23 protein-coding genes are annotated in these 23,119 nt (G+C 72.4%); 18 read left to right on the forward strand and 5 right to left on the reverse strand.

The window, feature by feature from the left end; genetic code table 11:
• The 4 genes from ABEB17_RS15030 to ABEB17_RS15045 form a co-directional block, all read left to right on the forward strand.
• The coding region (locus ABEB17_RS15030) for a hypothetical protein (protein ID WP_345717546.1) at nucleotides 1-207 on the forward strand (207 nt) is incomplete at its 5' end.
• Between the two features lie 135 nt (nucleotides 208-342).
• Nucleotides 343-1,608, forward strand: coding sequence for an extracellular solute-binding protein (locus ABEB17_RS15035; RefSeq protein ID WP_345717547.1), 1,266 nt, complete (start codon nucleotides 343-345; stop codon nucleotides 1,606-1,608).
• Between the two features lie 2 nt (nucleotides 1,609-1,610).
• Entirely contained in the window at nucleotides 1,611-2,564 is a 954-nt protein-coding gene (locus tag ABEB17_RS15040; protein ID WP_345717548.1) for a carbohydrate ABC transporter permease, read from the forward strand.
• Complete coding sequence (locus ABEB17_RS15045) at nucleotides 2,561-3,466, forward strand: carbohydrate ABC transporter permease (RefSeq protein ID WP_345717549.1); 906 nt, start codon at nucleotides 2,561-2,563, stop codon at nucleotides 3,464-3,466. The genes ABEB17_RS15040 and ABEB17_RS15045 overlap by 4 nt, the downstream gene beginning before the upstream one ends.
• Nucleotides 3,467-3,485: 19 nt before the next feature.
• On the opposite strand, the gene ABEB17_RS15050 is transcribed toward ABEB17_RS15045, so the two are convergent.
• The 4 genes from ABEB17_RS15050 to ABEB17_RS15065 form a co-directional block, all read right to left on the reverse strand.
• Nucleotides 3,486-4,247 (reverse strand): SigB/SigF/SigG family RNA polymerase sigma factor, encoded by a 762-nt coding sequence (locus tag ABEB17_RS15050; protein ID WP_345717550.1) that lies wholly within the window; start codon nucleotides 4,245-4,247, stop codon nucleotides 3,486-3,488.
• Nucleotides 4,248-4,260: 13 nt separating this feature from the next.
• A complete protein-coding gene (locus tag ABEB17_RS15055; RefSeq protein ID WP_378227160.1) occupies nucleotides 4,261-4,686 on the reverse strand; it encodes an ATP-binding protein in 426 nt (141 codons plus the stop codon).
• A gap of 131 nt (nucleotides 4,687-4,817) precedes the next feature.
• Nucleotides 4,818-5,351: a GNAT family N-acetyltransferase gene (locus tag ABEB17_RS15060; RefSeq protein WP_345717552.1), complete on the reverse strand. Its 534-nt coding sequence runs from the start codon at nucleotides 5,349-5,351 to the stop codon at nucleotides 4,818-4,820.
• Nucleotides 5,352-5,664: 313 nt separating this feature from the next.
• Entirely contained in the window at nucleotides 5,665-9,894 is a 4,230-nt protein-coding gene (locus ABEB17_RS15065; protein WP_345717553.1) for an FtsK/SpoIIIE domain-containing protein, read from the reverse strand.
• 120 nt (nucleotides 9,895-10,014) lie between these two features.
• Between ABEB17_RS15065 and ABEB17_RS15070 the strand changes: the two genes are divergently transcribed.
• The 7 genes from ABEB17_RS15070 to ABEB17_RS15100 are packed head-to-tail and all read left to right on the forward strand — an operon-like array spanning nucleotide 10,015 to nucleotide 14,787.
• Nucleotides 10,015-11,322, forward strand: coding sequence for a TadA family conjugal transfer-associated ATPase (locus ABEB17_RS15070; protein ID WP_345717554.1), 1,308 nt, complete (start codon nucleotides 10,015-10,017; stop codon nucleotides 11,320-11,322).
• Nucleotides 11,319-12,188 carry a type II secretion system F family protein gene (locus tag ABEB17_RS15075; protein WP_345717555.1) on the forward strand — a complete coding sequence of 290 codons (870 nt, stop codon included), beginning with the start codon at nucleotides 11,319-11,321 and terminating at the stop codon, nucleotides 12,186-12,188. The genes ABEB17_RS15070 and ABEB17_RS15075 overlap by 4 nt, the downstream gene beginning before the upstream one ends.
• Nucleotides 12,185-13,132 (forward strand): type II secretion system F family protein, encoded by a 948-nt coding sequence (locus ABEB17_RS15080; RefSeq protein WP_345717556.1) that lies wholly within the window; start codon nucleotides 12,185-12,187, stop codon nucleotides 13,130-13,132. The genes ABEB17_RS15075 and ABEB17_RS15080 overlap by 4 nt, the downstream gene beginning before the upstream one ends.
• 30 nt (nucleotides 13,133-13,162) lie before the next feature.
• A complete protein-coding gene (locus tag ABEB17_RS15085; RefSeq protein ID WP_345717557.1) occupies nucleotides 13,163-13,366 on the forward strand; it encodes a hypothetical protein in 204 nt (67 codons plus the stop codon).
• On the forward strand, nucleotides 13,353-13,775 hold the full coding sequence (locus ABEB17_RS15090; protein ID WP_345717558.1) for a TadE/TadG family type IV pilus assembly protein: 423 nt from the start codon (nucleotides 13,353-13,355) through the stop codon (nucleotides 13,773-13,775). Before ABEB17_RS15085 ends, ABEB17_RS15090 begins: the two co-directional genes overlap by 14 nt.
• Nucleotides 13,772-14,278 (forward strand): pilus assembly protein, encoded by a 507-nt coding sequence (locus ABEB17_RS15095; protein ID WP_345717559.1) that lies wholly within the window; start codon nucleotides 13,772-13,774, stop codon nucleotides 14,276-14,278. The genes ABEB17_RS15090 and ABEB17_RS15095 overlap by 4 nt, the downstream gene beginning before the upstream one ends.
• A complete protein-coding gene (locus tag ABEB17_RS15100) occupies nucleotides 14,275-14,787 on the forward strand; it encodes a pilus assembly protein TadG-related protein (RefSeq protein ID WP_345717560.1) in 513 nt (170 codons plus the stop codon). The genes ABEB17_RS15095 and ABEB17_RS15100 overlap by 4 nt, the downstream gene beginning before the upstream one ends.
• Before the next feature lie 13 nt (nucleotides 14,788-14,800).
• Here the strand turns inward: ABEB17_RS15100 and ABEB17_RS15105 are convergent, their stop codons facing one another.
• Complete coding sequence (locus ABEB17_RS15105; protein ID WP_345717561.1) at nucleotides 14,801-15,349, reverse strand: TIGR03086 family metal-binding protein; 549 nt, start codon at nucleotides 15,347-15,349, stop codon at nucleotides 14,801-14,803.
• 79 nt (nucleotides 15,350-15,428) lie between these two features.
• Between ABEB17_RS15105 and ABEB17_RS15110 the strand changes: the two genes are divergently transcribed.
• The 7 genes from ABEB17_RS15110 to ABEB17_RS15140 all read left to right on the forward strand — a co-directional run bounded on the left by ABEB17_RS15110 (nucleotide 15,429) and on the right by ABEB17_RS15140 (nucleotide 22,916).
• On the forward strand, nucleotides 15,429-16,247 hold the full coding sequence (locus ABEB17_RS15110; RefSeq protein WP_345717562.1) for a helix-turn-helix transcriptional regulator: 819 nt from the start codon (nucleotides 15,429-15,431) through the stop codon (nucleotides 16,245-16,247).
• A gap of 52 nt (nucleotides 16,248-16,299) precedes the next feature.
• Nucleotides 16,300-17,415: a peptide chain release factor 2 gene (gene prfB / locus ABEB17_RS15115; RefSeq protein ID WP_345717563.1), complete on the forward strand. Its 1,116-nt coding sequence runs from the start codon at nucleotides 16,300-16,302 to the stop codon at nucleotides 17,413-17,415.
• Between the two features lie 73 nt (nucleotides 17,416-17,488).
• The gene (gene ftsE, locus ABEB17_RS15120) at nucleotides 17,489-18,178 is read left to right on the forward strand and encodes a cell division ATP-binding protein FtsE (protein WP_345717564.1); all 690 of its coding nucleotides are present in this window, start codon (nucleotides 17,489-17,491) and stop codon (nucleotides 18,176-18,178) included.
• A gap of 31 nt (nucleotides 18,179-18,209) precedes the next feature.
• The gene (gene ftsX / locus ABEB17_RS15125) at nucleotides 18,210-19,118 is read left to right on the forward strand and encodes a permease-like cell division protein FtsX (protein WP_345717565.1); all 909 of its coding nucleotides are present in this window, start codon (nucleotides 18,210-18,212) and stop codon (nucleotides 19,116-19,118) included.
• A 105-nt stretch (nucleotides 19,119-19,223) separates the two neighbouring features.
• Nucleotides 19,224-20,474: a peptidoglycan DD-metalloendopeptidase family protein gene (locus ABEB17_RS15130; RefSeq protein WP_345717566.1), complete on the forward strand. Its 1,251-nt coding sequence runs from the start codon at nucleotides 19,224-19,226 to the stop codon at nucleotides 20,472-20,474.
• 94 nt (nucleotides 20,475-20,568) lie between these two features.
• Nucleotides 20,569-21,039, forward strand: a complete 471-nt coding sequence (gene smpB / locus ABEB17_RS15135) for an SsrA-binding protein SmpB (protein WP_345717567.1) — start codon at nucleotides 20,569-20,571, stop codon at nucleotides 21,037-21,039.
• Nucleotides 21,036-22,916, forward strand: a complete 1,881-nt coding sequence (locus tag ABEB17_RS15140; RefSeq protein ID WP_345717568.1) for a DUF2207 domain-containing protein — start codon at nucleotides 21,036-21,038, stop codon at nucleotides 22,914-22,916. The genes smpB and ABEB17_RS15140 overlap by 4 nt, the downstream gene beginning before the upstream one ends.
• The last annotated feature ends 203 nt before the right edge of the window (nucleotides 22,917-23,119 follow it).

Here is a 23,119-nt window from a genome sequence, read left to right on the forward strand (position 1 = left end):
CTGACGGCGCTCGGGCTGCTGCTGATCGCCCGCGAGCTGCTGCGCGGTCACGCGCGGGTTCGGACGCCGGGAGTGTTCTTCCAGGCCCTCCTGCTCCTGCTGGTGCCGAGCATGTGGTCCGCCGGCAACCCGCTGCTCGCGGCCGGTGTCGGCGTCCTGGCGGGGACGGCCGTGGTCTCGATCGTGCTGGCCACCCGCCGGGCGTGACCCGCGTGAGCGGCACATCATGGGCAACGAGTGACAAACCCTCGCGAACCCCCTTGACGCTGTCGAACATTTGATTGTAAACCTTACGAACATATTGCGGTGGCCCCGTCTTCGTCCATGTCCAGGGAGCTGAGAATGGCCCGACTCACGCGCACGTCCGTCCTCGTCTGCACCGCCGCGCTGGCGGTGGGACTCACCGCCTGCGGCGGTGGGACGGGAGCATCAAGCAACGACGCCGACGGCAAGTCCGGTGACGCGAAGACCATCAAGCTGGTCGCGGCCGAGTACTCCAGTGGGACCAAGGCGTTCTGGGACAAGTTCGCGACCGCCTACAAGGCGAAGACCGGGAACACCCTCGACGTGCAGGTGGTCAGCTGGACCGACATCGACCAGCAGTCCAGCACGATGATCCAGAACGGCAACCCGCCGGACATCCTGAACCTGAACGCCTACGCCAGCTACGCCAAGGACGACCTGCTCTACTCGGCGGACGACGTGCTGTCCCCGGCGGTCAAGGACGACCTCATCCCGGCCTTCGTGAAGTCCGGGACCTACAACGGCAAGCTCTACGGCATGCCCGACCTGTCGTCGGCGCGCGCCCTCTTCTACAACAAGAAGCTGTTCCAGCAGGCCGGCATCAGCGCGCCGCCCACCACCTGGGCCGACTTCGAGGCCGACGCCAAGAAGGTCAGCGCCCTCGGCGGCGGGAACGTCGGCTACGCCATGCCGCTCGGGCCGGAGGAGTCGCAGGCCGAGTTCTCCATCTGGCTGGTGAACAACGGCGGCGACTGGAAGACCGACGGCAAGTGGAGCATCAACTCGGCGAAGAACGTCGAGACGCTGAACTTCCTGAAGAAGCTCGCCGTCACCGACAAGGTCACCCAGAACAACCCCGGCAAGACCAACCGCACGGACGGCGCCTTCGCGCTCTTCGGGTCCGGCAAGGCCGGCATGGTGGTCGGCTTCTCACCGCTGTCCGCCGAGCTCGACAAGAGCAAGGCCGTCGACTACGCCGTCGCCCCCATGCCCAGCGCCGACGGCAGCGCCCCGCAGACCTACGGCGTCACCGACTACCTGATGGCCTTCAAGAAGAAGGGCAACCAGGACGCCGTGAAGGCCTTCTACGACCTGTATTACCAGCCGGACCAGGTCAACACCTTCATCAAGGCCGAGGGCTTCCTTCCGGTGACCAAGACCGGGCTGACCACCTTCCAGTCCGAGAAGGCGCTCGCGGTCTACCTGCAGACCCTGCCCAACGTGCACCTCACGCCCACGGACGACCCGGGCTGGGACAAGGTCAAGCTCGCGGTCCAGCAGAACCTGGGCTCCGCGGTCGCACCTGACGGCAACCCGCAGAAGGTGCTGGACGCCTTGCAGCAGCAGGCCGAGTCCGGCAGCTGAGCGTGTCGCAGAGCACGCTGCGTCAGGCGGGGCCGGCCACCAGCCGGCCCCGCCGACGGGGCACCCGCGACGCGACCTCGGGCTGGGTCGCCCTGCTGTGGCTCGGCCCGGCGCTGCTGCTCATCGGCGGCGTCGTGGTCTTCCCGGCGGTCGCCCTGGTCAAGGCGTCCCTCAGCGAGTACTCCATCACCGGGCTGCGCAAGGGCCCCGCGGGTCTGGACAACTACCGGCACGTGATCGAGCACCCGGCGCTGGGCACCGTCCTGCGCACCACCGCGATCTGGGTGGTCGCCGTGGTGATCCTGACCATGCTGATCAGCCTCGCGCTGGCCCAGTTCCTGTCGAAGCAGTTCGTCGGACGCCGGTTCGTGCGCTGGGCGATCATCGTGCCCTGGGCGGCGTCCCTGATCATCACCGCGCGGCTGTTCACCCTGCTGCTGGACTACTACCACGGCATCGCGAACACGCTGCTGGTCGCGCTGCCGTTCGTCGACCAGCCGGTGGATTTCCTCGGTGACGACCGGTTCACGCTGGCCTCCATCGTCGCGGTCGGCGTCTTCGTCTCGGTGCCGTTCGTGACCTACGTGCTGCTGGCCGGCCTGAACGCCATCCCGGACGACGTCTACGAGGCGGCGCGCATCGACGGCGCCGGGCCGTGGCAGGTCTACCGGCGGATCACGTTGCCGCTGCTCGCCCCGGCGCTCTCGGTGTCGACGGTGCTGAGCATCATCTACGTCTTCAACTCGTTCCCCGTCGTCTACACGCTGAACGACCGCAACCCCGGCTTCAGCCACGACACGACCATCACCTGGATGTACAAGCTGGCGTTCAAGAGCGCCGAGAAGGACGTCGGGATGTCGGCTGCCGCCGGGGTGTTCAACGTGCTGCTGATCCTGGCCGCAGTGGCCGTCTACCTGCGGGTCACCCGCGGTGCGACGCAGGAGAACCAGGCATGAGCGCCGCGACGCAGACCAGCCCGGTCGACCAGACCCGCGGCACCCGCCCGGCCCGACGTCCGGCGTCCGGGCCCTCGCGGTGGCGGCGGGTGCGTCCCGTGGTGCTGCCGATCGTCGGCCTCGCGGTGGGGCTGGTCTTCCTGGCCCCGTACATCGTCATGCTGCTCGACGCGCTGCGGCCCAGCTCGGACGTCCTCGCCTCGCCCGCGACCTTCCTGCCGCGGCGCTGGCAGTGGGACACGTTCGGCACCGTGCTGAGCGACACCCGCTTCCTCGCCTGGCTGCGGACCTCCGTGGTGGTCGCGACCGCGTCCACCATGGTGGTGCTGCTGGTGTCCGTGCCGGCCGCCTACTTCACCGGACGGGTGCGCTACCCCGGCCGGCGGCTCTTCCTGCTCGTCGTGCTGGTCACCCAGATGTTCAGCCCGACCGCCCTGGTGGTCGGGCTGTACCGGGAGTTCTTCGAGCTCAACCTCGTGAACACCTACCTGGCGATCATCCTGACCAACGCGGCCTTCAACCTGGCCTTCGCGATCTGGATCCTGCAGGCGTTCTTCGCCTCGATCCCGGCCGAGGTCGAGGAGGCCGCCGAGCTGGACGGCTGCGGCCGGCTCGCCACCATGTGGCGGATCATGCTGCCGCTCACCCGTCCGGGCATCGTCACCTCGGTGATCTTCACGTTCATCGCCGCCTGGAACGAGTACGTCGTCGCGCTGACCCTGATGCAGGACGACGCGAAGAAGCCGCTCACCGTCGGGATCAGCAGCTACGTCACCGGGTACCAGCAGCACTGGGACCAGCTCTTCGCGGCCTCGCTGATCGCCGTCGTCCCGGTGGTCATCCTGTTCGCGGCCATCGAGAAGCACCTCGTCGGCGGGCTCACTGCGGGGTCGATCAAGTAGCGCGGTGCTGACCGAGGCGTCAGCCGAGGTCCTCGAGGCCCTTGCGCAGGTCGTCGACGGTGCGCGACAGCAGGCGGGAGACGTGCATCTGCGAGATGCCGAGCTCGTCGGCGATCTCGTTCTGGGACAGGCCGCGGAAGAAGCGCAGCACCAGGATCCGCTTCTCGCGGGCCGGCAGGCGGTGCAGCAGCGGGCGCAGGGACTCGCGGTCCACCACGTCTTCGAGGGCCGTGTCGACCAGCGCGATGTCCGCGTCGAGGCCGTCGATCGGGCCCTCCAGCGGGACGGTGCTGTAGGCCTGCTGGGCCTCCAGCGCCTCGATGGCCTCCTCGGTGCTGATCCCCACCTGCTCCGCGAGCTCGTGCACCGTCGGGGCGCGTCCCAAGGCCTGGTTCAGCTCGGCCCGCGCCCCCTCGAGCTGGGTCTGCAGCTCCTGCAGGCGCCGCGGGACGCGCAGCGCCCAGCCCCGGTCCCGGAAGTGCCGCTTGATCTCGCCGAGGATGGTCGGTGTCGCGAACGTGGTGAGCGCCGCCCCGCGGTCCGGGTCGAACCGGTCGACCGCGTTGATCAGGCCGATGGTGCCCACCTGGATCAGGTCGTCCAGTGGCTCGCCGAGGTCGCGGTAGCGCTGCGCCAGGTAGCGGACGAGGGGCAGGTTCTCCTCGACCAGCTGGGTGCGCAGCTCGGCCCGGCGCGGGTCCTGGGCGGGCAGGGCCGCGAGCTCCTGGGCGACGTCCGTGTTGGAGCCGGGGGTCGCGGCGCGGGCGCCGACGACCGTCATGCCCACTGCCCGCTCATGCCCACTGCCCCGCGCCGGCTCGTACGGTCAGCCGGATCCACGTCCGGCGGGCGCCCTCGACGTCCTCGTGCCCGGACTCCAGCGAGTCGACCAGCGCGGACAGCACGGCCCAGGCGTAGGCGCTGCGGTCCGGCAGCTCGACGTCGGGACCGCTGACGTCCACGGTGAGCGCGCCCTCGGCCAGCGTGAAGAGGCACGACAGGTGGTCCGGCGGCGCGTCGGCCGGTCGCCGGATCAGGAGGGTGCAGGCCTCGTCGATGGCGATCCGCAGGTCCTCGATGCGGTCCAGGGTCAGGTCGAAGCGGGCGGCCAGCCCGGCCGTGGCGGTCCGGACCACGGCGACGTACGCGGCGCTCGCCGGGACCTCCAGCTCGACCACGTCGGCAGCGTGGGTGACGTCGACGGACCCGACCTCGGTCAACGCCGCCACGACCCACCTACCCGCTCACGAACCTGCGCACCCACCTGCACGGCCCCATCCTGACGCGCCTGGCGGTCGTCGTCCACGGGAACGGTCGGACTGGTCCGGGACATCCCTTTCGTGCCCTCCGGTCACGCCTGGGCGGCGAGCTTCTGCAGCGCGTCGCCGTCCATCCGGTAGACCGTCCACTCGTCCTGCCCGACGGCGCCGAGCGAGCGGTAGAAGCCGAGGGCCGGCTCGTTCCAGTCCAGCACCCACCACTCCAGCCGGGGGTACTTCCGGTCGGCGCAGATCTTGGCCAGCCGGGCCAGGAACGCCTTGCCGATGCCGCTGCCGCGCTGGTCCGGCTGGACGAACAGGTCCTCCAGCCAGATGCCGTGCCGGCTCGTCCAGGTCGAGAAGGTGACGTACCAGACCGCCATGCCGACCAACCGGGTCGAGCCGTCCGGGTCGGTCACCTCGGCGACCAGCGCGCTGGCCCCGGCCGGGCCGTCCGTCGGGAAGAGCGCGGCCTGCAGGAACTCCTCCGTGGACTCCACGTGGTGCAGCGACTCCTCGTACACCGCGAGCTCCTTGATGAGCCGCAGGATGTCCGGGACGTCGCCCGAGACGGCTTCGCGGATGAGTGCTGGGGGAGTGGGAGCCGGGGTCAGGTCGTCGGACATGGGGTGACCGTAGCGCTCGCGGCGGACAGCGGGCAGTCGTCTTGCCACAGCGCCATGGAGCCCGGCAACGGCCAAGTCACCGCCTGCACGCTGGCACCGCGACGGCTCTCTTGACGGGGCGCTGCTCACTGGGGTGACGGCGGGCTGCAGGAGCGACTCGTCCGGACAGTGCACGGCTGACGCTCAGGGCACGTGTGACGACACCGGCAGTCGTTCGGACAGCACGACCTGAGGGCGCGCTGGGCGACCCATGACGCCGTCCACCACGGCCCAGAACACACGGGCGCCGCAGTGCTGGGATCGGAGCGGCGCCTCACAGCGCCACCTGGACGGCGGTCGTGGCCCCGCGCAGCACCAGGACGCCGCGGCCCGGAGCCGCCGACTCGACCGGCTCGACCCGCACGCCGAACGGGTCGCCGTCGTGCGGGCTGTGCGGGCCGAGCAGGACGCCGGTGCGCTGCCGCAACGCCGCGGCCACAAAGGGCGCGCTGACCGGCAGGTGTCCGGCCTCCGTGCGGAGGGCCAGGGCCAAGCAGTGGGGGCCGGGATCCCTGGCCAGCTGCTCCAGGGCGCCGGCGACCGCCGGGTCGTGAGCGACCCGCTCAGCGTCGTCCACCAGCACGCAGGCGCCGGCCACGGGGTCCGCCGGTCGCGCCATGAGCAGACGCAGGAGCTCCGGTCCGTCGGTCGCGGTGGGCCAGCCGCCCTCGTGCAGCGGCCCGCCGAGCGGGGCGAGCGCGATCACCCGGCGACCCCGCGCGTGCAGCTGCCGTGCGACCACCGCGAGCACCTGCGAGCGCCCGCTACCGGCCGGACCCAGGACCACCCACCGGCGGTGCACGGCCGGATCCACGGCCACGGGCAGGGCCTCGTCTCCGCCGACCCCCAGCAGCACACCGGCGCCGTCCCAGGCATCGAGCTCGGTGAGGTGCAGCAGGTCGGGGAGCCGGCGCAGGCGCAGCGCCCGCTCGGCGAGGCCGGAGGCCGCGGTGGGAGATGCCGCGAGCGTGGCACGGAGCTGCTCGCCGTCGGCGCGGACGAGCTGGACCTGGCGTCCACCGGGTAGGTGGATCACCCGGCCCGCCGGCAGTCGCGAGGGGACAGCGGACGTCGGCACCCCGGCCAGCAGGAGGTCGGTGGGGTCGGTCGGCCGCAGCAGCAGCCGCTGGCCCACGAGCGACCCGATCCGCGAGGTCAGGACGGCACGCCCACCCGCCACCACCAGCCGCAGACCGGCCCGCTCGCCGTCCCGGACGAGAGAGAGCAGGGCGTCCAGGCCGCGTCCGTGGTCCACCCGCTCCAGGCCCTCGGCCAGCGACTCCCACCCGTCCACCAGCAGCACCGTCGCCCGGCCGGGCCGCTCGGTGCCTGGACCCCGCCGGTCGTTCAGCTGCGAGGACAGCCGGTCCACGAGGCGAGCCACGACGGTGGCCGGCTCGCCGGTCAGCACCGTGCCCAGCTGCGGCAGCGACGGCCGGGCTCCTGGGTCCAAGGCCCGCGCGAGTGCCCCGCCGGCTGCGTCGACCACATGCACGTGGTGGCCCTCGGGCGAGGCCAGCAACGCTGTCGCGAGCGCCAGCAGGGCATTGGTCCGTCCGGTGCGCGGTGCCCCGCTGATCGCCAGGTGCGAGTCGACCAGCGGGTCCCAGCCGAAGGGCTCCTGGCGTCCCTCGACGGGCAGGTCGGCCAGCCCCCACGCCGGTGCCCCGCCGGCTGCCGCACCCCGCAGGTCAGCGGACGCGAGCTGCTCGGGGAGCGGTGGCAGCCACGGGCTCGGTGGTGGTTCGGCGCCGACCAGGGCGCTCGCCGCTCGCATGGACCGCACCAGCGCCGCCAGCTCGTCGGCGTGCGGGTCCACCGGGACGGGGTGTCCAGCCGGTAGCACGAGGGGCCGGCTGATCCGGGGGCCGTGCGCGGTGCCGCCGGCCAGCGCCGTCTGGAATGCGGTGAGGGACTTCGACCCGGCGCGGAACAGCCCACGGCCCGGGACGCCGTCCGGCAGCACCGCGGCGTCCGCCGCGTCCAGCACGTCCTCGGAGTCGACCCGGTCGCGCACCCGCAGGCAGATGCGCAGGTTGACGTTCGCCTTGATGTCCGCGGTCACGATGCCGGCCGGGCGCTGGGTGGCGAGCACCAGGTGCACGCCCAGCGACCGCCCGACCGCGGCCAGTCGGACCAGGCCGTCCAGGAAGTCCGGGAGCTCGCCGGCCAGGAGCCGGAACTCGTCGATCACGAGCACCAACCGGGCCAGTGCGGGGCGCCCCGGTTCGTCGTCGCACCATCGTTGGTAGGCGCCCAGGTCTGCCGCCCCGACCTCGGCCAGCAGGCGCTCTCGGCGGGTCAGCTCGGCCTGCAACGCGGTCAGCGCCCGAGCCGCCAGGTGCCCGTCCAGGTCACTGACCACCCCGAGGACGTGCGGCAGGTCGGCGCAACGCCGGAACGCGGCCCCGCCCTTGTAGTCCACCAGCACGAACGACAGCTCGTCCGGCCGGTTGCCGAGCGCCAACGAGGTCACCAGGGTGAGCAGCAGCTCGGACTTGCCCGCGCCCGTCGTGCCCGCCACCAGCGTGTGCGGCCCGTCGGCGAGCAGGTCGACGCAGACCCGCCCGTCCCGGCCCGCGCCGAGGGTGACCGTCGTCGACCGGGGAGAGCGTCGCCAGCTGTCGGCCAACGCTGCCGGATCGGCGGCATCGACGTCGAGCAGGGACGTGAGGGCGACCGAGACCGGAAGGGAGTCGCCCCCCGCGGGTTCTGGCGTGGCCTCGCGGAACGGGGCGAGGGCGCGTGCGAGCTCGTCCGCCCACGCGGCACCGACGCCGTCCGGCGCGAGGTCCCAGCCGGCTCCGTCACCGTCGGCACCGTGGGCATTGTCGGCACCGTCGGTACCGAGGCCACCGAGGCCTCGGGTGCTCGCCGGGCCGCTGCTCGGCAGGGTGATGCTGAGCCCGCACTCACTGGGGAGCTCCGAGGCGCTCCCGGCCAGGCAGATCGTGTGCACGCCCACCGCGGGGCCGTGACGCAGCACCGTGGCCAGGGCGGGGTCCTGGCCCACGGGGTTCCCGCCCGCGGCGCCGCGGGCCGTCGCGCGCAGGTCCAGCAGGACGACGATCGCGGCCTCAGCCCCTCTCGGCTGGCCTGCTGGACGCCGGGTGGAGCGACCGTCGGCCCGCTCGATCCGGCGCTGCACCTCGTGCTCGAGGTCGACGAGCGACCCAGCGAACCGGTGCGGGAGCCACCGTGCCCACGACCAGGTGGTCGCCGGACCGATCACCGCCAGCCGTACCCCCCGCGGTGAGCACCGTCCGGCCAGCTGACCGACGAGGTAGCGACCCAGGGCCGTGACCCGTGCTTCGTCGCCGGCCAGCCCCAGGTGCTGCGCCCGGTCCAGCGGCAGGGTGGCCGGGGCGTCGTCGAGCCACTGCAGCTCGCCGTCCGCCTCGCCCGACACCTGGCCGGTGCCGACCCGGACCGAGGAGCGGCACCGCCGAGCGCCGAGCACGACGGACAGCAGGTCGTCGTCTCCTGGGCCGCGTTGCCACAGCCTCGCCGTGGGCTGGTGCACCGTCTCGGAGAGCTCGGCCGCGTCGCCGGCGAGCGCCCGGCGACGCTCCAGCTCGTCGCGCAGCGCGGCGAGCCGGGCCTGGTCGGCGGCGTCGTCGCGAACCTTCCAGGCCGCCTGCTCCGAGCGGTGGCGGCGCCCCCGTCCCAGTCGCTCGGCGACGGTCGTCGACAGCATGGCCACCGGTCCGAGCAGGCCGAAGGCCAGGTACGTCGGCTGGTGCAGGAGCAGTGCCATCGGGACGCACAGCAGCAGCGGCAGCGCGACGGCGATCCACGGGATGCGCGTCGGCGCGGGCGGTGTCGGGGCTGCCGGGCGGCTGATCCGGGTTGGCTCGACGGTGAGGTCCGTGCGGGGCGCGCGATTCACCTCGATGCCACCGTTGCCGTCGCCTCGCAGGGACGCCGGCGCCGAGCCGGTCACCCGGACCACGAGCGTCGACTCGCCCACTCGGATCCGTTGCCCCGGGCGGACCTGACGACCCGTCGGCCCCACCGGCTCGCCGTCCAGGAGGCTGCCGTTGCTCGAACCCAGGTCGTGCACCACCGTGCCGCCCGGGTCGACGCGGATGCGCAGGTGCAGGCGTGACACCGAGGGGTCCGCCAGCTGCAGGTCGGCTGCCCCGCCACGGCCGATCGTGTGCGGTCCTGGCTGCAGGGGTATCCGTCGGCCGGCATCGGGCCCGGCCACCACGCAGAGCTCGAGTACGCCGGCGGTGCGCTCGCCCGCGCGGCGTTCGGTCGCCGCCCCCGCCGGCACGGCAACCAGCAGGACCCCCTCCACCAATGGAGGCGTGCCGAGCGCCAGGTCCGGCGGCAACCGCCGACCGCGGATGGTCAGCGCGCTGTCGGCGCCGGCTCCCACCTGACCCAGCAGCGCGCCGCTCACCTCGCCGAGGAGGGTGCCGGCCGGCGCGCGGACGTCGACGTCCAGTGCGGACGCGGGCGACCGCGCGTCGATCACGGTGCAGCGCAAGGGGTTCACCCGAGAAGTCTGGCGGAATCGCCGGGAGGGCTGCGGAGCTTATCCACAGATCTTGACGGTCCGCTTCTCCCGGTATGTCCGATTGTCTAGAGTGGACGGGTCGAGGCTCGAGGGGGGCTCATGGGGGTGCAGGACGGTGCGCGCGGCCGGGTCGAGCAGGTCGTGCGAGAGCTCGTGCGGCGCTCGGGGATCGACCCTCTGCAGGACGGCGCCGCCGTCCGCGAGCTGGTCGAGGAGGCGGTGAACGACTACGAGGAGCGGTCGTTGAGCGGGGGGCTGCCACCGGTCGAGGACCGGTCGGCGCTGGTGGGCGCCGTCTGGGCCGCGGTCGCGGGATTCGGTGCCCTGCAACGGTTCCTGGACGACCCGAGCGTCGAGGAGATCTGGGTCAACGAACCCGGCAAGGTGTTCGTCGCGCGAGGCGGGCTGCCGGAGCTGACCACGACGATGCTCACCGCGCAGTCCCTCGCCGACCTGGTGGAGCGCATGCTGTCGACGTCCGGCCGGCGGGTCGACCTGTCCAGCCCGTTCGTCGACGCCAGCCTGCCCGACGGTTCGCGGCTGCACGTGGTGATCCCGGACGTGACCCGCGAGCACTGGGCCGTGAACATCCGCAAGTTCGTGGTCCGGGCGCGGCACCTCGAGGACCTCGTCCGGCTCGGCTCGCTGAGCTCGCAGGTCGCAGCCTTCCTCGAGGCCAGCGTGCGGGCCGGGCTGAACGTGCTGGTGGCCGGTGGAACCCAGGCCGGGAAGACCACGCTGCTGAACTGCCTCGCCGGCGCCATCGACTCCCGTGAGCGCATCATCACCTGCGAGGAGGTGTTCGAGCTTCAGCTCGCCGGACGCGACGTCGTCGCCATGCAGTGCCGGCAGCCGAACCTCGAGGGCGCCGGCGAGATCCCGCTGCGCCGGCTGGTGAAGGAGTCACTGCGCATGCGCCCCTCCCGCATCATCGTCGGCGAGGTCCGGCAGGAGGAGAGCCTGGACATGCTCTTGGCGCTGAACAGCGGCCTGCCCGGGATGTGCACGGTGCACGCGAACAGCGCACGCGACGCGCTCGTCAAGATGTGCACCCTTCCGCTGCTGGCCGGTGAGAACGTGAGCTCGCGGTTCGTGGTGCCGACCGTGGCCTCGAGCATCGACCTGGTCGTCTACATCCGGCTCGACCCGGATGGTCGGCGACGGGTGGCCGAGGTGGTCGCCGTGTCCGGCCGCGTCGAGGCCGACGTGGTCGAGACCACGGACGTGTTCACCAGTCGCGGTGGCCGGCTCCAGCGGGCTGCGGGCTTCCCGCCGCACCCCGAACGCTACGAACGGGTCGGCATCGACGTCGCCCGGCTGCTCGCGCCGCGCGAGGGCGACGGCGCAGCGGTGAGCGGATCGCCCTCGGACGTCGACGTCCCGTCTCTCGCGGGCCTCCCGACGTGACCGGGTTGGGACTCGGGCTGGCGCTAGGGGTCGGGTTGTTCCTGATGTGGCGGTCCTGCTGGCCCGCCCCGCAGCTGCCGCTGTCCACGTCCGGGCGAGTGCCGGGACGTCTCTGGTGCGACCGGGTGGTGCAGGACGCCCGGCTCGTCGGCATCGGCCCGCGGGCCCTCTCCGCGGCCTGCCTGGCCTGCGGGTCGGCCGCTGCCCTGCTCCTCCTGGCGGTCACCCGGGTGCCACCGGTGGCCGGCTGCTTCGCCCTCATGGCCGGCGCCGCTCCGCTGGTGGTGGTGCGGGGACGCGCCCGCCGCCGCCGCGCCAGCCTGCGTGAGATGTGGCCCGAGGCGGTCGACAACCTCGCGTCAGCGGTGCGAGCCGGACTGTCCCTCCCTGAGGCGCTCAGCCAGCTGGCCGTCCGCGGGCCGGCGCCGCTGCGCCCGGCCTTCTCGGCGTTCGCTCGCGACTACCGGTCGAGCGGGAGGTTCCACGACGCCCTCGACACGCTCAAGGACCGGCTCGCCGACCCGGTGGGTGACCGCATCGTCGAGTCCCTGCGGATCGCCCGCGAGGTCGGCGGCACCGACCTGGGTCGGCTCTTGCGCACCCTGTCCGGGTTCCTTCGCCAAGAAGCCCGCATGCGCTCCGAGCTGGAGGGCCGCCAGGGCTGGACGGTCAACGGCGCGCGGGTCGCCGTCGCGGCGCCGTGGATCGTCCTGCTGCTGCTCGCCACGCGCCCCGAATCCGTCGCTGCCTACAGCCGACCCGCTGGCGTCGTGGTGCTCGTCGGTGGCGCCCTCGTCTCGGCGCTGTCCTATGCGGCGATGCTGCGCATCGCCCGCCTGCCCGAGGAACGGCGGGTCCTTCGGTGAGCGCCGTGACGGTCTCCTGCGACTGGCTCGGCTGCCTGATCGGGCTCGCGCTCGGCTGCGGGATCCTCCTGCTGCTGTCCGGACTGCCGTTCCTGCGCCGACCTGGGCTGGCAGAGCGCCTCGGGCCGTACGTGCACGACGTGAGCGCGCCGAGCCGGTTGCTGCGCTCGGGCGGTGAGCGCGGCCGGGTCGGCGCGCCCGCACCGGCGCGGGCGGCCGTCGAGCGGCTCTGCAGTGCCCTCGACCGGCTGCTGGGCGGATCGACGTCGCTCGGTGCGCGGCTGGAGCGTGCCGGACTCGGCCTGGACGTGCCCGGGTTTCGAGCTCAGCAGGTGCTGTGCGGGGCCGGCGGTGCGGCAGCCGGCGCCGCGCTCAGCGCTGCGGCCTGGTCCCGGCACCCCCGCGCGTTGCTGCCGCTCGCGTTCCTCGTCGTCGCGGCGGCCGGCGCCGGTGTCATGGCCCGCGACTGGTACCTGACCCACCAGGTGCGGCGCCGGGAGCAGCGGATGCTCGAAGAGCTGCCGACGGTCGCCGAGATGCTCGCCCTCGCCGTCGGTGCCGGTGAGGGTCCCGTCGCCGCGCTCCACCGGGTCGCCGCCCTGACCGGCGGCGAGCTGGCCGGCGAGCTCCGCCGTGCGCTCTCGGACACCCACGCCGGCGCGTCCCTCGTCCTCGCGCTCCAGGGCGTGTCCCGGCGGACCGGCCTGCCCGCCCTCGCCAGGTTCGTCGACGGCGTGGTCATCGCGGTCGAGCGCGGGACGCCACTGGCCGACGTGCTGCGGGCGCAGGCACAGGACGTCCGGCAGAGCGGGCAGCGCGCCCTGATGGACACAGCCGGGCGCAAGGAGGTCGCGATGATGGTGCCGGTGGTCTTCGGCGTGCTGCCGGTCACGGTGCTGTTCGCGGTGTACCCAGGGTTCGCGTTCCTGCGCCTTGGTCTGTGACTGAAGAGAACGACCGACGAGAGGAACACGATGCACGCCCACGTCCTCACCGCCCTGCTCGCGACCCGGATCCGCGCCCGGCTCGCCGCCGGCGGGCCGTCCGATCGCGGCGACGTCCCCGGGTGGGTGCTCGTCACCGTCATGACCGCAGGCCTGGTGGCCGGCCTGTGGGCGGTCGCCGGTGACACGCTCAACGACCTCTTCCGCGACTCCATCCGCGGTGTCGCACCCTGAGCGCCGCGGCCACGGCGACCGCGGTTCTGCCGCGGTGGACTTCGCCCTGGTCGGCGCCCTGCTGTCCCTGCTCTTTGCGGCGCTGCTCCAGCTGGTGCTGGTCCTGCACGTGCGGAACACGGCGATCGACTGCGCCGCCGAGGGAGCCCGTCTCGGGGCCAGGGCAGACCGGGTTCCCGCGGACGGGCTCGCCCGCGCCCGTGAGCTGCTGGCCAGTGAGCTGCCAGGTCGCGTCGGTCCCCGACCGGACGACGCCGGCGTCGCGCTCGTGCAGGTCTCCGGCGTCCAGGCGGTCGAGGTGACCCTCACCGTGCCGTTGCCAGTGCTCGGCGTGCTCGGCTACGCAGGGTCCACCACCGTCCGGGGCCACGCCTTCGTCGAGGCGCAGCCCTTCGGAGGGACGGGGTGAGCACGCGAGCACGCGGTGTCCGCCGGCGCGCAGCCCTGGCGCGGGGGCCGGCCGACGCGGGAAACGCGCTGGTCGAGTTCTGCGTCCTCGGCGTGCTCCTGCTCGTCCCCGTCGTCTACCTGGTGCTGGTCCTGGGCCGGGTCGAAGCCGCGGCGTTCGCCGCGCAGCGCGCCGCCCGCGAGGGCGGCCGGGCATTCGTGACCGCGTCCGACGTGGACCAGGCGCGAGCGCGAGCGGACGCCGCCGCCGCCCTCGCGCTCGCCGACCAGGGGGTCCTGGGGCGGGGCCGCATCACCATCGACTGCGAGCACGCCGACTGCCTGTCGCCCGATGGTCGGGTGACCGTCTCCACCGAGGTGGACGTCGCGCTGCCCGGGGTGCCGAGGCTGCTCGACCGGGCATTCCCCACGCGCGTGCAGGTCACCGCCCAACAGGTCAGCGTCGTCGACCGGTTCCGCAGCAAGCAGGCTGGCCCGGACGCTGGACGGGTGGGCTCCCGATGAGGCGGAGTCGGCGAGCAGCCCACCCGCTCGCCCGGCGCCTGCCTCCAGCGGGCGACGACAGCGGGCAGCTCAGCCTGCTGATCCTCGGCTACCTTGTGGTGGCGCTCGCCCTGGTCGTCGTCGTGGTCGACGCGACCGCCGTCCACCTCGCCCGGACCCAGCTGCTCGACGCCGCCGACGCGGCCGCGCTCGACGCCGCCGACGCCGTCGACGAAGGCGGCGTCTACGGCGGTTCGGGCGTGGGTGGGGGAGAGGGCGGGGACCAGATCAGGCTGACCGACGCCGCGGTGCGGCGGCAGGTGCGCGACTACCTCGCCGGGTACCCGCCGCCGCGTCGGCTGACCGAGCTGACGGTGGCCCGCGGGACGGGCGCCACTGACGGCGCGAGCGCCACGGTCGTGCTCACCGGCGACGTCCGGCTCCCCATCGGCGGCTGGGTCGTGGCCGGGCTGAGCGACGGCATCTCCGTCACCGTGCGCTCGACGGCCACCGCGCGGCTCCAGCCTTGAGCGGGACCGCGGCTCAGGCCTCGCGGCCCAGGAACGCCAGCAGCTTCGTCTGCTCGTCGGCGTCGTCCGGCACCTCGACCTCCGGACCGAAGGCGCCGGGGGAGCGCAGCGCGTCGCCGAACCCCTCGACGTCCTGCCAGGCCCGCTCGATCTCGTCCTGCGGGATGGTCAGGTCCCCGCCGGTGGCCTTCGCCAGGTCCCAGCGGTGCGTCACCAGGTCACCCGAGAGGAACGTGTCCACCGCCTTCGCGAACGAGGAGCGCCCGAAGAACCCGTCGAACTCCACGTCCGCGAGCGCCGGGTCGGCCAGCTCCTCCTCCACCTGCGTCCGGACCGCCTCGAACGCACCCAGCGGGTCGTCGTCCACCGAGGGCCCCGGCCGCTGCTCGCGCCCCACGAGCTCCTCGAACATCGACAACGTCGACACCACGTGCGCGACCACGCCGCGCGCATCCCAGTCCGGGCACGGCGACGGGCTGTCCCAGCGGTCCGGCGGTACCGCGCGGATGGTGTCCGCGAAGGCGTCGGCGTTGCGGCGGTAGCGGTCCAGGATCTGTGTCATGCCACCACCCTCACGCGGATCCCGCGGCACCGCTTGAACGAACGCGACACCGTCGCGCCCACCTCCTAGGCTCGCCAGCGTGGTGCAGCCCGCCGAGCAGGACAGCCGCGGCATCGTCGACCCCGCCGCCGGCCTGGACCGGTTCGCGCTCGACCGGCACGCGCCGTCCGATCACGTCGCCCGCTACGTCGGCTGGTACTGGGTCGTCACCTGGGACCTGCCGCCCGGCCAGTCCTACCCCCAGCACGTGCTGCCGCACCCCGTCGTCAACCTGGTCATCGAGCGGGCCTCGGCGCTCGCCGTGGGGGTGCACCGCGGGCAGACCACCAAGGTGCTCCAGGGCCACGGGCGCGCCCTCGGCGTGATGTTCCGACCCGGCGGCTTCAGCCCCCTCGCCCCCGGACCCATGACCCAGCTCACCGACCGGGCCGCGCACCTCGTCGACTGGCTCGGGCCAGCCGCCGGCCAGTGGGCGGACGACGTCCGCGGTGCTCGCGACCAGACCGCGATGGTCGCCGCGGCCGAACGCTTCCTGGGCGGGCGCCTGCCCGCCGGTCGCCACCCCTGCGAGGCTGCCACCGCGCTCGTCGACGAGGTGGTCGCCGACCCGACGCTGCGCCGCGTCGACGCCCTCGCCGCGCACGCCGGGGTCAGCGAGCGGACCCTGCAGCGGATGTTCGCCGAGCACGTCGGGGTCTCGCCCAAGTGGGTCATCCGCCGGTACCGGATCTACGAGGCGGCCGAGGCCGTCGCGCACGGGCAGGACGTCGTCTGGGCCGACCTGGCGGCCGACCTCGGCTTCGCCGACCAGGCCCACCTGACCCGCGAGTTCAAGCAGGCCTTCGGGGTGCCACCGGCCGAGTACGCCGTGCGGCAGCGGGCCGCGGCCGCAGGTTGATGATCTCTCCCACGTGCCGTCCCGCCCGCCCTCTGCCGTAGATTGGACGCTCGTGGCCGCCGTCGACTTCCCCGCTGAGCTCCGAGACCTCCGAACGACCGTCGAGTCGATCCGGCAGGTGACGGACGTCGGGCGCCTCAAGGCCGACATCGCCGACCTCGAGCAGCAGTCCGCCGCACCGGACCTGTGGGACGACCCCGAGGCCGCGCAGAAGGTCACCAGCAGGCTCAGCCACCTCGGCGCCGAGCTCGAGCGCTACGAGACGATCGCCCAGCGCGTCGACGACCTCGAGGTGCTCGTGCAGATGGCCGAGGAGGAGGACGACGCCGACACCCTCGCCGAGGCCGAGCGCGAGCTCACCTCGCTGCGCAAGGCCGTGGGGGAGCTCGAGGTCCGCACCCTGCTCAACGGCGAGATGGACGAGCGCGAGGCGCTGGTCACCATCCGCGCCGAGGCTGGTGGCGTGGACGCCGCCGACTTCGCCGAGATGCTGCTGCGCATGTACCTGCGCTGGGCCGAGCGGCACGGCTACGGCACCGAGGTGATGGACACCTCGTACGCCGAGGAGGCGGGCCTGAAGTCCGCCACCTTCGCCGTCCACGCCCCGTACGCCTACGGCACGCTGCAGGTCGAGCAGGGCACCCACCGGCTGGTCCGGATCAGCCCCTTCGACAACCAGGGACGCCGCCAGACCAGCTTCGCCGGCGTCGAGGTGCTGCCGGTCACCGAGGTCACCGACCACGTGGACATCCCCGAGGCCGAGATCAAGGTCGACGTGTTCCGCTCGTCCGGCCCCGGCGGCCAGAGCGTCAACACCACCGACTCCGCCGTCCGGATGACGCACATCCCGACCGGCATCGTGGTCTCGATGCAGAACGAGAAGTCGCAGATCCAGAACCGCGCCGCCGCGCTCAAGGTGCTGCAGTCCCGGCTGCTGCAGGTGCGCAAGGCCGAGGAGCGGGCCGCCATGGACGCCCTCAAGGGGGACGGCGGGTCCAGCTGGGGCAACCAGATGCGCTCCTACGTGCTGCACCCGTACCAGATGGTCAAGGACCTGCGCACCGAGCACGAGGTCGGCAACACCAGCGCCGTGTTCGACGGCGACATCGACGGATTCCTTGAGGCCGGTATCCGCTGGAAGCGCACCAGCGACCGCGCCGAGGCCTAAGCGACACCAATCCGCAACGCCCGGTCACCCGAAGTTACCGGGAGTGCTCAGCTTCGCCACGTACCCTGAGCCGGTGATCCGGCTCGACAACGTGACCAAGTCCTACGCCTCGGGGCAGCGCCCTGCCCTCGACAAGGTGTCCGTGGAGGTGGAGCGCGGCGAGTTCGTCTTCATCGTCGGCGCCTCCGGCTCCGGCAAGTCGACCCTGCTGCGGCTCGTCCTCAAGGAGGAGAAGGCCACCTCCGGGACCGTGCACGTCGCCGGGCGCGACCTGGCCGCCCTGTCCAGCCGCCGGGTGCCGATGCTGCGCCGCCAGATGGGCGCCGTCTTCCAGGACTTCCGGCTGCTGCCCAGCAAGACCGTGTTCCAGAACGTCGCCTTCGCGCTGCAGGTCATCGGCAAGCCGCGCCACACCATCAGCCAGGTCGTCCCCGAGACCCTCGAGCTGGTCGGGCTGGGCGGCAAGGAGAACCGCATGCCGCACGAGCTCTCCGGCGGTGAGCAGCAGCGCGTCGCCATCGCCCGGGCCTTCGTGAACCGGCCCGCGATCCTGCTCGCCGACGAGCCCACCGGCAACCTCGACCCGACCACCAGCATCGGCATCATGCGGCTGCTGGACCGGATCAACCGGACCGGCACCACCATCGTCATGGCCACCCACGACGACGAGATCGTGGACCAGATGCGCAAGCGCGTCGTGGAGCTCGAGGACGGCCACCTGGTGCGCGACCAGGCCCGCGGCGTCTACGGCTCCCAGCGCTAGGCAGTACCGAACCACCGACCCGAAGGAAGTCATGCGCCTGCAGTTCGTGCTCAGCGAGATGGTGATCGGCCTGCGCCGGAACCTGTCGATGACGGTTTCGCTGGTCCTGGTGACCATGGTGTCGTTGGTCTTCTTCGGCTTCGGACTGCTGTCCAGCATGCAGGTCAACGAGATGAAGGACTTCTGGTACGGCAAGGTCGAGGTCTGGATCGCGCTCTGCCCGGCGCGCTCGCTCGAGCCCTCGTGCGCCACCGGTGAGGTCACCCAGGCGCAGAAGGATCAGCTGAGCGCCCAGCTCGACTCGCTGAAGCCGCTGGTCAAGACCGTCTACTTCGAGTCCAAGGACGAGGCGTACAACCACTTCGTCCAGCAGTTCAAGGACTCGGCGATCAAGGACAGCGTCAAGCCCGACCAGATGCAGGAGAGCTTCCGGGTCAAGCTCTCCGACCCGAAGAAGTACGACGTGGTGGCCAGCGCGTTCGAGGGCGCACCAGGCGTCGAGCGGGTGATCGACCAACGCAAGCTGCTCAGCACGCTGTTCTACGCCCTGAACCGGATCACCATCGGTGCCTGGATCTTCGCCGGGGCCATGACGCTGTCCGCCGTCCTGCTGGTCGCCACGACCGTGCGGTTGTCCGCCTTCAACCGCAGACGCGAGATCGGCATCATGCGGCTGGTCGGGGCGTCCAACCTGTTCATCCAGCTGCCCTTCCTGCTCGAGGCGATCCTGGCCACCGTGCTCGGGTCGGTGATCGCCATCGGCACGCTGTGGGCGCTGACCCACTTCGCGGTGCAGGGCTGGCTCGCGCAGAAGATGCAGTTCATCCCGTTCGTGACGGGTGCCGACGTGCTCAGCATCGCCCCGATCGTGGCCGGCATCGGTCTCGTCATCGCGGTGCTGACGTCGTTCCTGACGATGCGGCGCTACCTCAAGGTCTGAGGCGCTCGCCTCCCCGGTTTCGGCTGATGCTTGTGATACCAATGTGACGTCTGGGACGTCACCGTGCGTGCCCGCGCCGGTACCCAACACCGAGGAGCACTGCCCATGCGACTGGCCCGCACGTCGCGGCTGACCCTGGCCGCCGTCGTCACGGCCCTCGTGGCCACGCTGATCGCACCGGCGGGAACCGCCAACGCCGGGCCGGCCGACAAGAAGAAGCAGGTCGATCGCAAGATCAACGCCCTGCAGGACGACCTGGAGGACACCTCCGCCGACCTGGTCGCCGCCTACCGCAAGCTGCAGCGGATCGAGGGTCAGCTGCCCGCGGCCAAGGCCGAGGTCGTCGCCGCCCAGGCCAAGCTGGCCGCCGCGCGGGCCCACGATGCCGAGGTCGGCCGACAGCTCACCGTGGCCCGGGCGCAGGAGGCCAAGGCCGACGACGACCTCGCCGCCACCCAGGCCTCCACCAGCGAGACCACCGACAAGCTGGCCAGCATCGCCCGGCAGGCCTACCAGACCGCCGGCATGGGTGAGCTCACCGTTGCCCTGCAGGCGCAGAGCGCCGACGACTTCGCCCAGCGCGTGGTGTCCGTCGACACCGCCATGTCGCTGCAGGGCCAGGCGCTCGCCCAGCTGGACGTCGACCGCGCCCAGATCCAGGCCAAGCAGGCCCGGCTGGTCGCCGTCCGCCAGCAGGTGGCCGCCCTCAAGGCCAGGGCCGAAGCCGGACTGGCCCGAGCCGCCGTCCTGGAGCAGCAGGCCGAGGCCGCCCAGGCCCGCCTGCAGGCCCTCGTCGCCGACCAGGCCCAGACGGTCCGCGCCATCTCCGCCCGCAAGGCCGCCGAGCGCAAGCGGCTCAACGCCCTCGAGGTCCAGGCCCGCAGGCTGCGCGCCCAGCTCGCCGCCATCGCCCGCGCCCAGCTGCGTCGCGCGCACAGCACGGGCGGCGGCATGCCGTCCGGCGGCTTCCTGTCCCGCCCGGTCGCCGGCGGCTGGATCTCCTCGGAGTTCGGCCGCCGGTTCCACCCGATCCTGCACTACTGGCGCCTGCACGCCGGCATGGACTTCGCCGTGGGCTGCGGCACCCCCGTGCACGCGGCGGCCAACGGGAGCGTGGTCAGCGCCGGCTGGGGCGGCGGCTACGGCAACCGCATCGTCGTCTCGCACGGCGTCGTCAAGGGCGTCAGCCTGGCCACGTCGTACAACCACCTGTCCCGGATCATCGTGCACGGCGGGCACGTGAGCCGCGGCCAGCTGATCGGCTACTCCGGGACCACCGGCAGCTCCACCGGATGCCACCTGCACTTCGAGACCTACGACAACGGCACGCCGGTCAACCCGCGTCGCTGGCTCTGAGTCGGCGGAACTCGATAGGGCCGCGCCGCGTCCGACCGGTAGCGTGTCCGGTCGGCGACACGGGATCGCCGGTCAGCAGCAAGGAGACAGCACGGTGGCCAAGGAGTCGGGGCGCAAGCTCATCGCGAGCAACCGCAAGGCGCGGCACGACTACACGATCGAGGACGTCTTCGAGGCCGGCATCGTGCTGTCCGGCACCGAGGTGAAGTCGCTGCGCGCCGGACGCGCGTCGCTGGTCGACGGGTTCGTCAGCTTCTACGGGCACGAGGCGTGGCTCGAGGCCGTGCACATCGCCGAGTACGTGTCCGGTACCTGGACCAACCACCCCCCGCGCCGCCGACGCAAGCTGCTGCTGCACCGCGACGAGATCACCCGGCTCGAGCAGGCGGTGAACCAGAGCGGCCTGACCGTCGTCCCCCTGCAGCTGTACTTCCTGGACGGTCGGGCGAAGGTCGAGATCGCCCTCGCCCGGGGCAAGAAGAACTACGACAAGCGGCAGGCGCTGCGCGAGCGGCAGGACAACCGCGAGGCCGACCGCGCGATGTCCCGGCGCGAGTCGCAGTGAAGCGCCGCATCGGACGGCGCGTCGCAGGGCTCGCGGTCGTGGTGGCTGCCGCCGTCGGCGTCGGACTCGGGACGGCGGCTCCGGCCCTCGCCGCGGACACCGAGTCGATCCGCAGCTTCCAGGCCAAGGTCACCGTGGACGACAGCGGCGCCCTGCACATCACCGAGACCATCGAGTACCAGTTCTCCGGCAGCGACCACCACGGCATCGAGCGCGACCTGACCACGATGCAGAGCGTGGACGGCAGCGACCAGGTGCGCGTGTACCCGGTGAGCGACGTCCGGGTCTCCAGCCCCAGCGGCGCGCCGGACGACGAGGAGACGCAGGATCTCGGGTCCACGACGCGGATCAGGATCGGCGACCCGAACGAGACGGTCTCGGGCACCCAGACCTACGTCATCGCCTACACGGTGAAGGGTGCCTTCAACCGGTTCACCGAACCGCAGACCGCTGCCGACGGCACCGTCACCGCGCCGCACGACGAGCTGTACTGGAACCTGACCGGCGACGAGTGGGAGGTGCCGATCGAGTCGGTTCAGGCCACCGTGACCGCGCCGCAGCCAGCCACGGCGGCGCAGTGCTTCCAAGGCGCGCGCGGGTCCACCGACACCTGCCCGGCGACCGCAGGCGCGACGTCGACGTTCAGGTCGACCGGTCTCCAGCCGCACCAGGGCATGTCGATCCTCCTGGCCTACCCGCTGAACACCGTCTCGGACGTCGCCCCGATCCTGCAGGACCCGCCGCGCGACGGCCTCGACCAGCTGCTCGACGTCTCGCCCTTCTCGATCGGCGGGGCCGTGCTGCTCTTCGGGCTGATCGCCGGGGGCATGTCGCTGCTGGTCCGGCGCCGGGGGCGGGACGCCGCCTACGTGGGCCTGACTCCCGGGCTCCTGCCGGTCAGCGGACAGCAGGTCGGCGAGCAGCCCGTCACCCGTCAACCCAAGGACGTCGCCGTCCAGTTCACCCCGCCCGCCGGGCTGCACCCCGGCCAGATCGGCACCCTGATGGACGAGGTCGCCAACCCGGTGGACGTCACGGCGACCATCATCGACCTCGCCGTGCGCGGGTTCCTGCGGATCGAGGAGATCACCAACGACAAGGGCACCAAGGTCAAGGACTGGCGGCTCATCGTGGTGCTGCCGGCGCCGGCCGAGCAGCTCGAGGCCTACGAGCTGGCGCTCATGCAGGCGCTGTTCAAGGGGCGCGACCAGGTGGAGCTCAAGGGCGAGCTGCGCAACACGTTCGCCAGCGACCTGAAGGCCACCCAGACCCGGCTGTACGACGACGTCACAGCGCGCGGCTGGTTCCGCGGCAACCCCGAGTCCGTGCGCGGCCTGTGGCGGATGCTGGGACTGGCCCTCATGGGGCTCGGCTTCGTCGCGCTCTTCTTCGGTGGGCTCAGCTCGATCAACCTGCTCGTCCCCGCCGCGGGCGTGTTCGCCGGCGGGCTCGTCGTCCTGCTGATGGCCAAGCGGATGCCCGCCCGCACGGCCGAGGGCACCGCGGTGCTCACCCAGGCGCAGGGGTTCCGGCGGTACCTGGAGACCGCCGAGGCCGACCAGATCCGGTTCGAGGAGGGTCAGGACCTGTTCAGCCGGTACCTGCCCTACGCGATCATCTTCGGCGTCGCCGACCGCTGGGCCAAGGTCTTCGACGACCTGGCCAAGTCCGGCGCCGCCGTGAACGCCCCCACCTGGTACGTCGGCCACACCCCCACCTGGAGCTACTACTGGCTCGGCGCCAGCATGAGCAGCTTCGAGACGACCTCGAACTCGAGCCTCGTCTCCACCCCGGCCTCGTCGGGGAGCAGTGGCTTCAGCGGCGGCGGCGGCTTCTCGGGCGGCGGCGGCGGAGGCGGTGGCGGCGGGTCCTGGTAGGGGTCGCGGAGGGTGTGCGGTCGGGGTGCCGCGGCTCTCGCAAGCTCGTTTGACGCCGCGGCACCCCGACCGCACACCCTTCGCTCGGTCTCGTCGTCCGCGGACGCCGACTTCGCTGCGCTCAGCGGCGAAGGGCACGCGCCTCGCAGAGCTCGGCCGGGCGCTTCCGCCACTCAGGCCGGAATGTGCCGCCGGAAACCGGC

Origin of the sequence: Angustibacter luteus (assembly GCF_039541115.1) — a bacterium.
Lineage (GTDB): Bacteria > Actinomycetota > Actinomycetes > Actinomycetales > Angustibacteraceae > Angustibacter > Angustibacter luteus.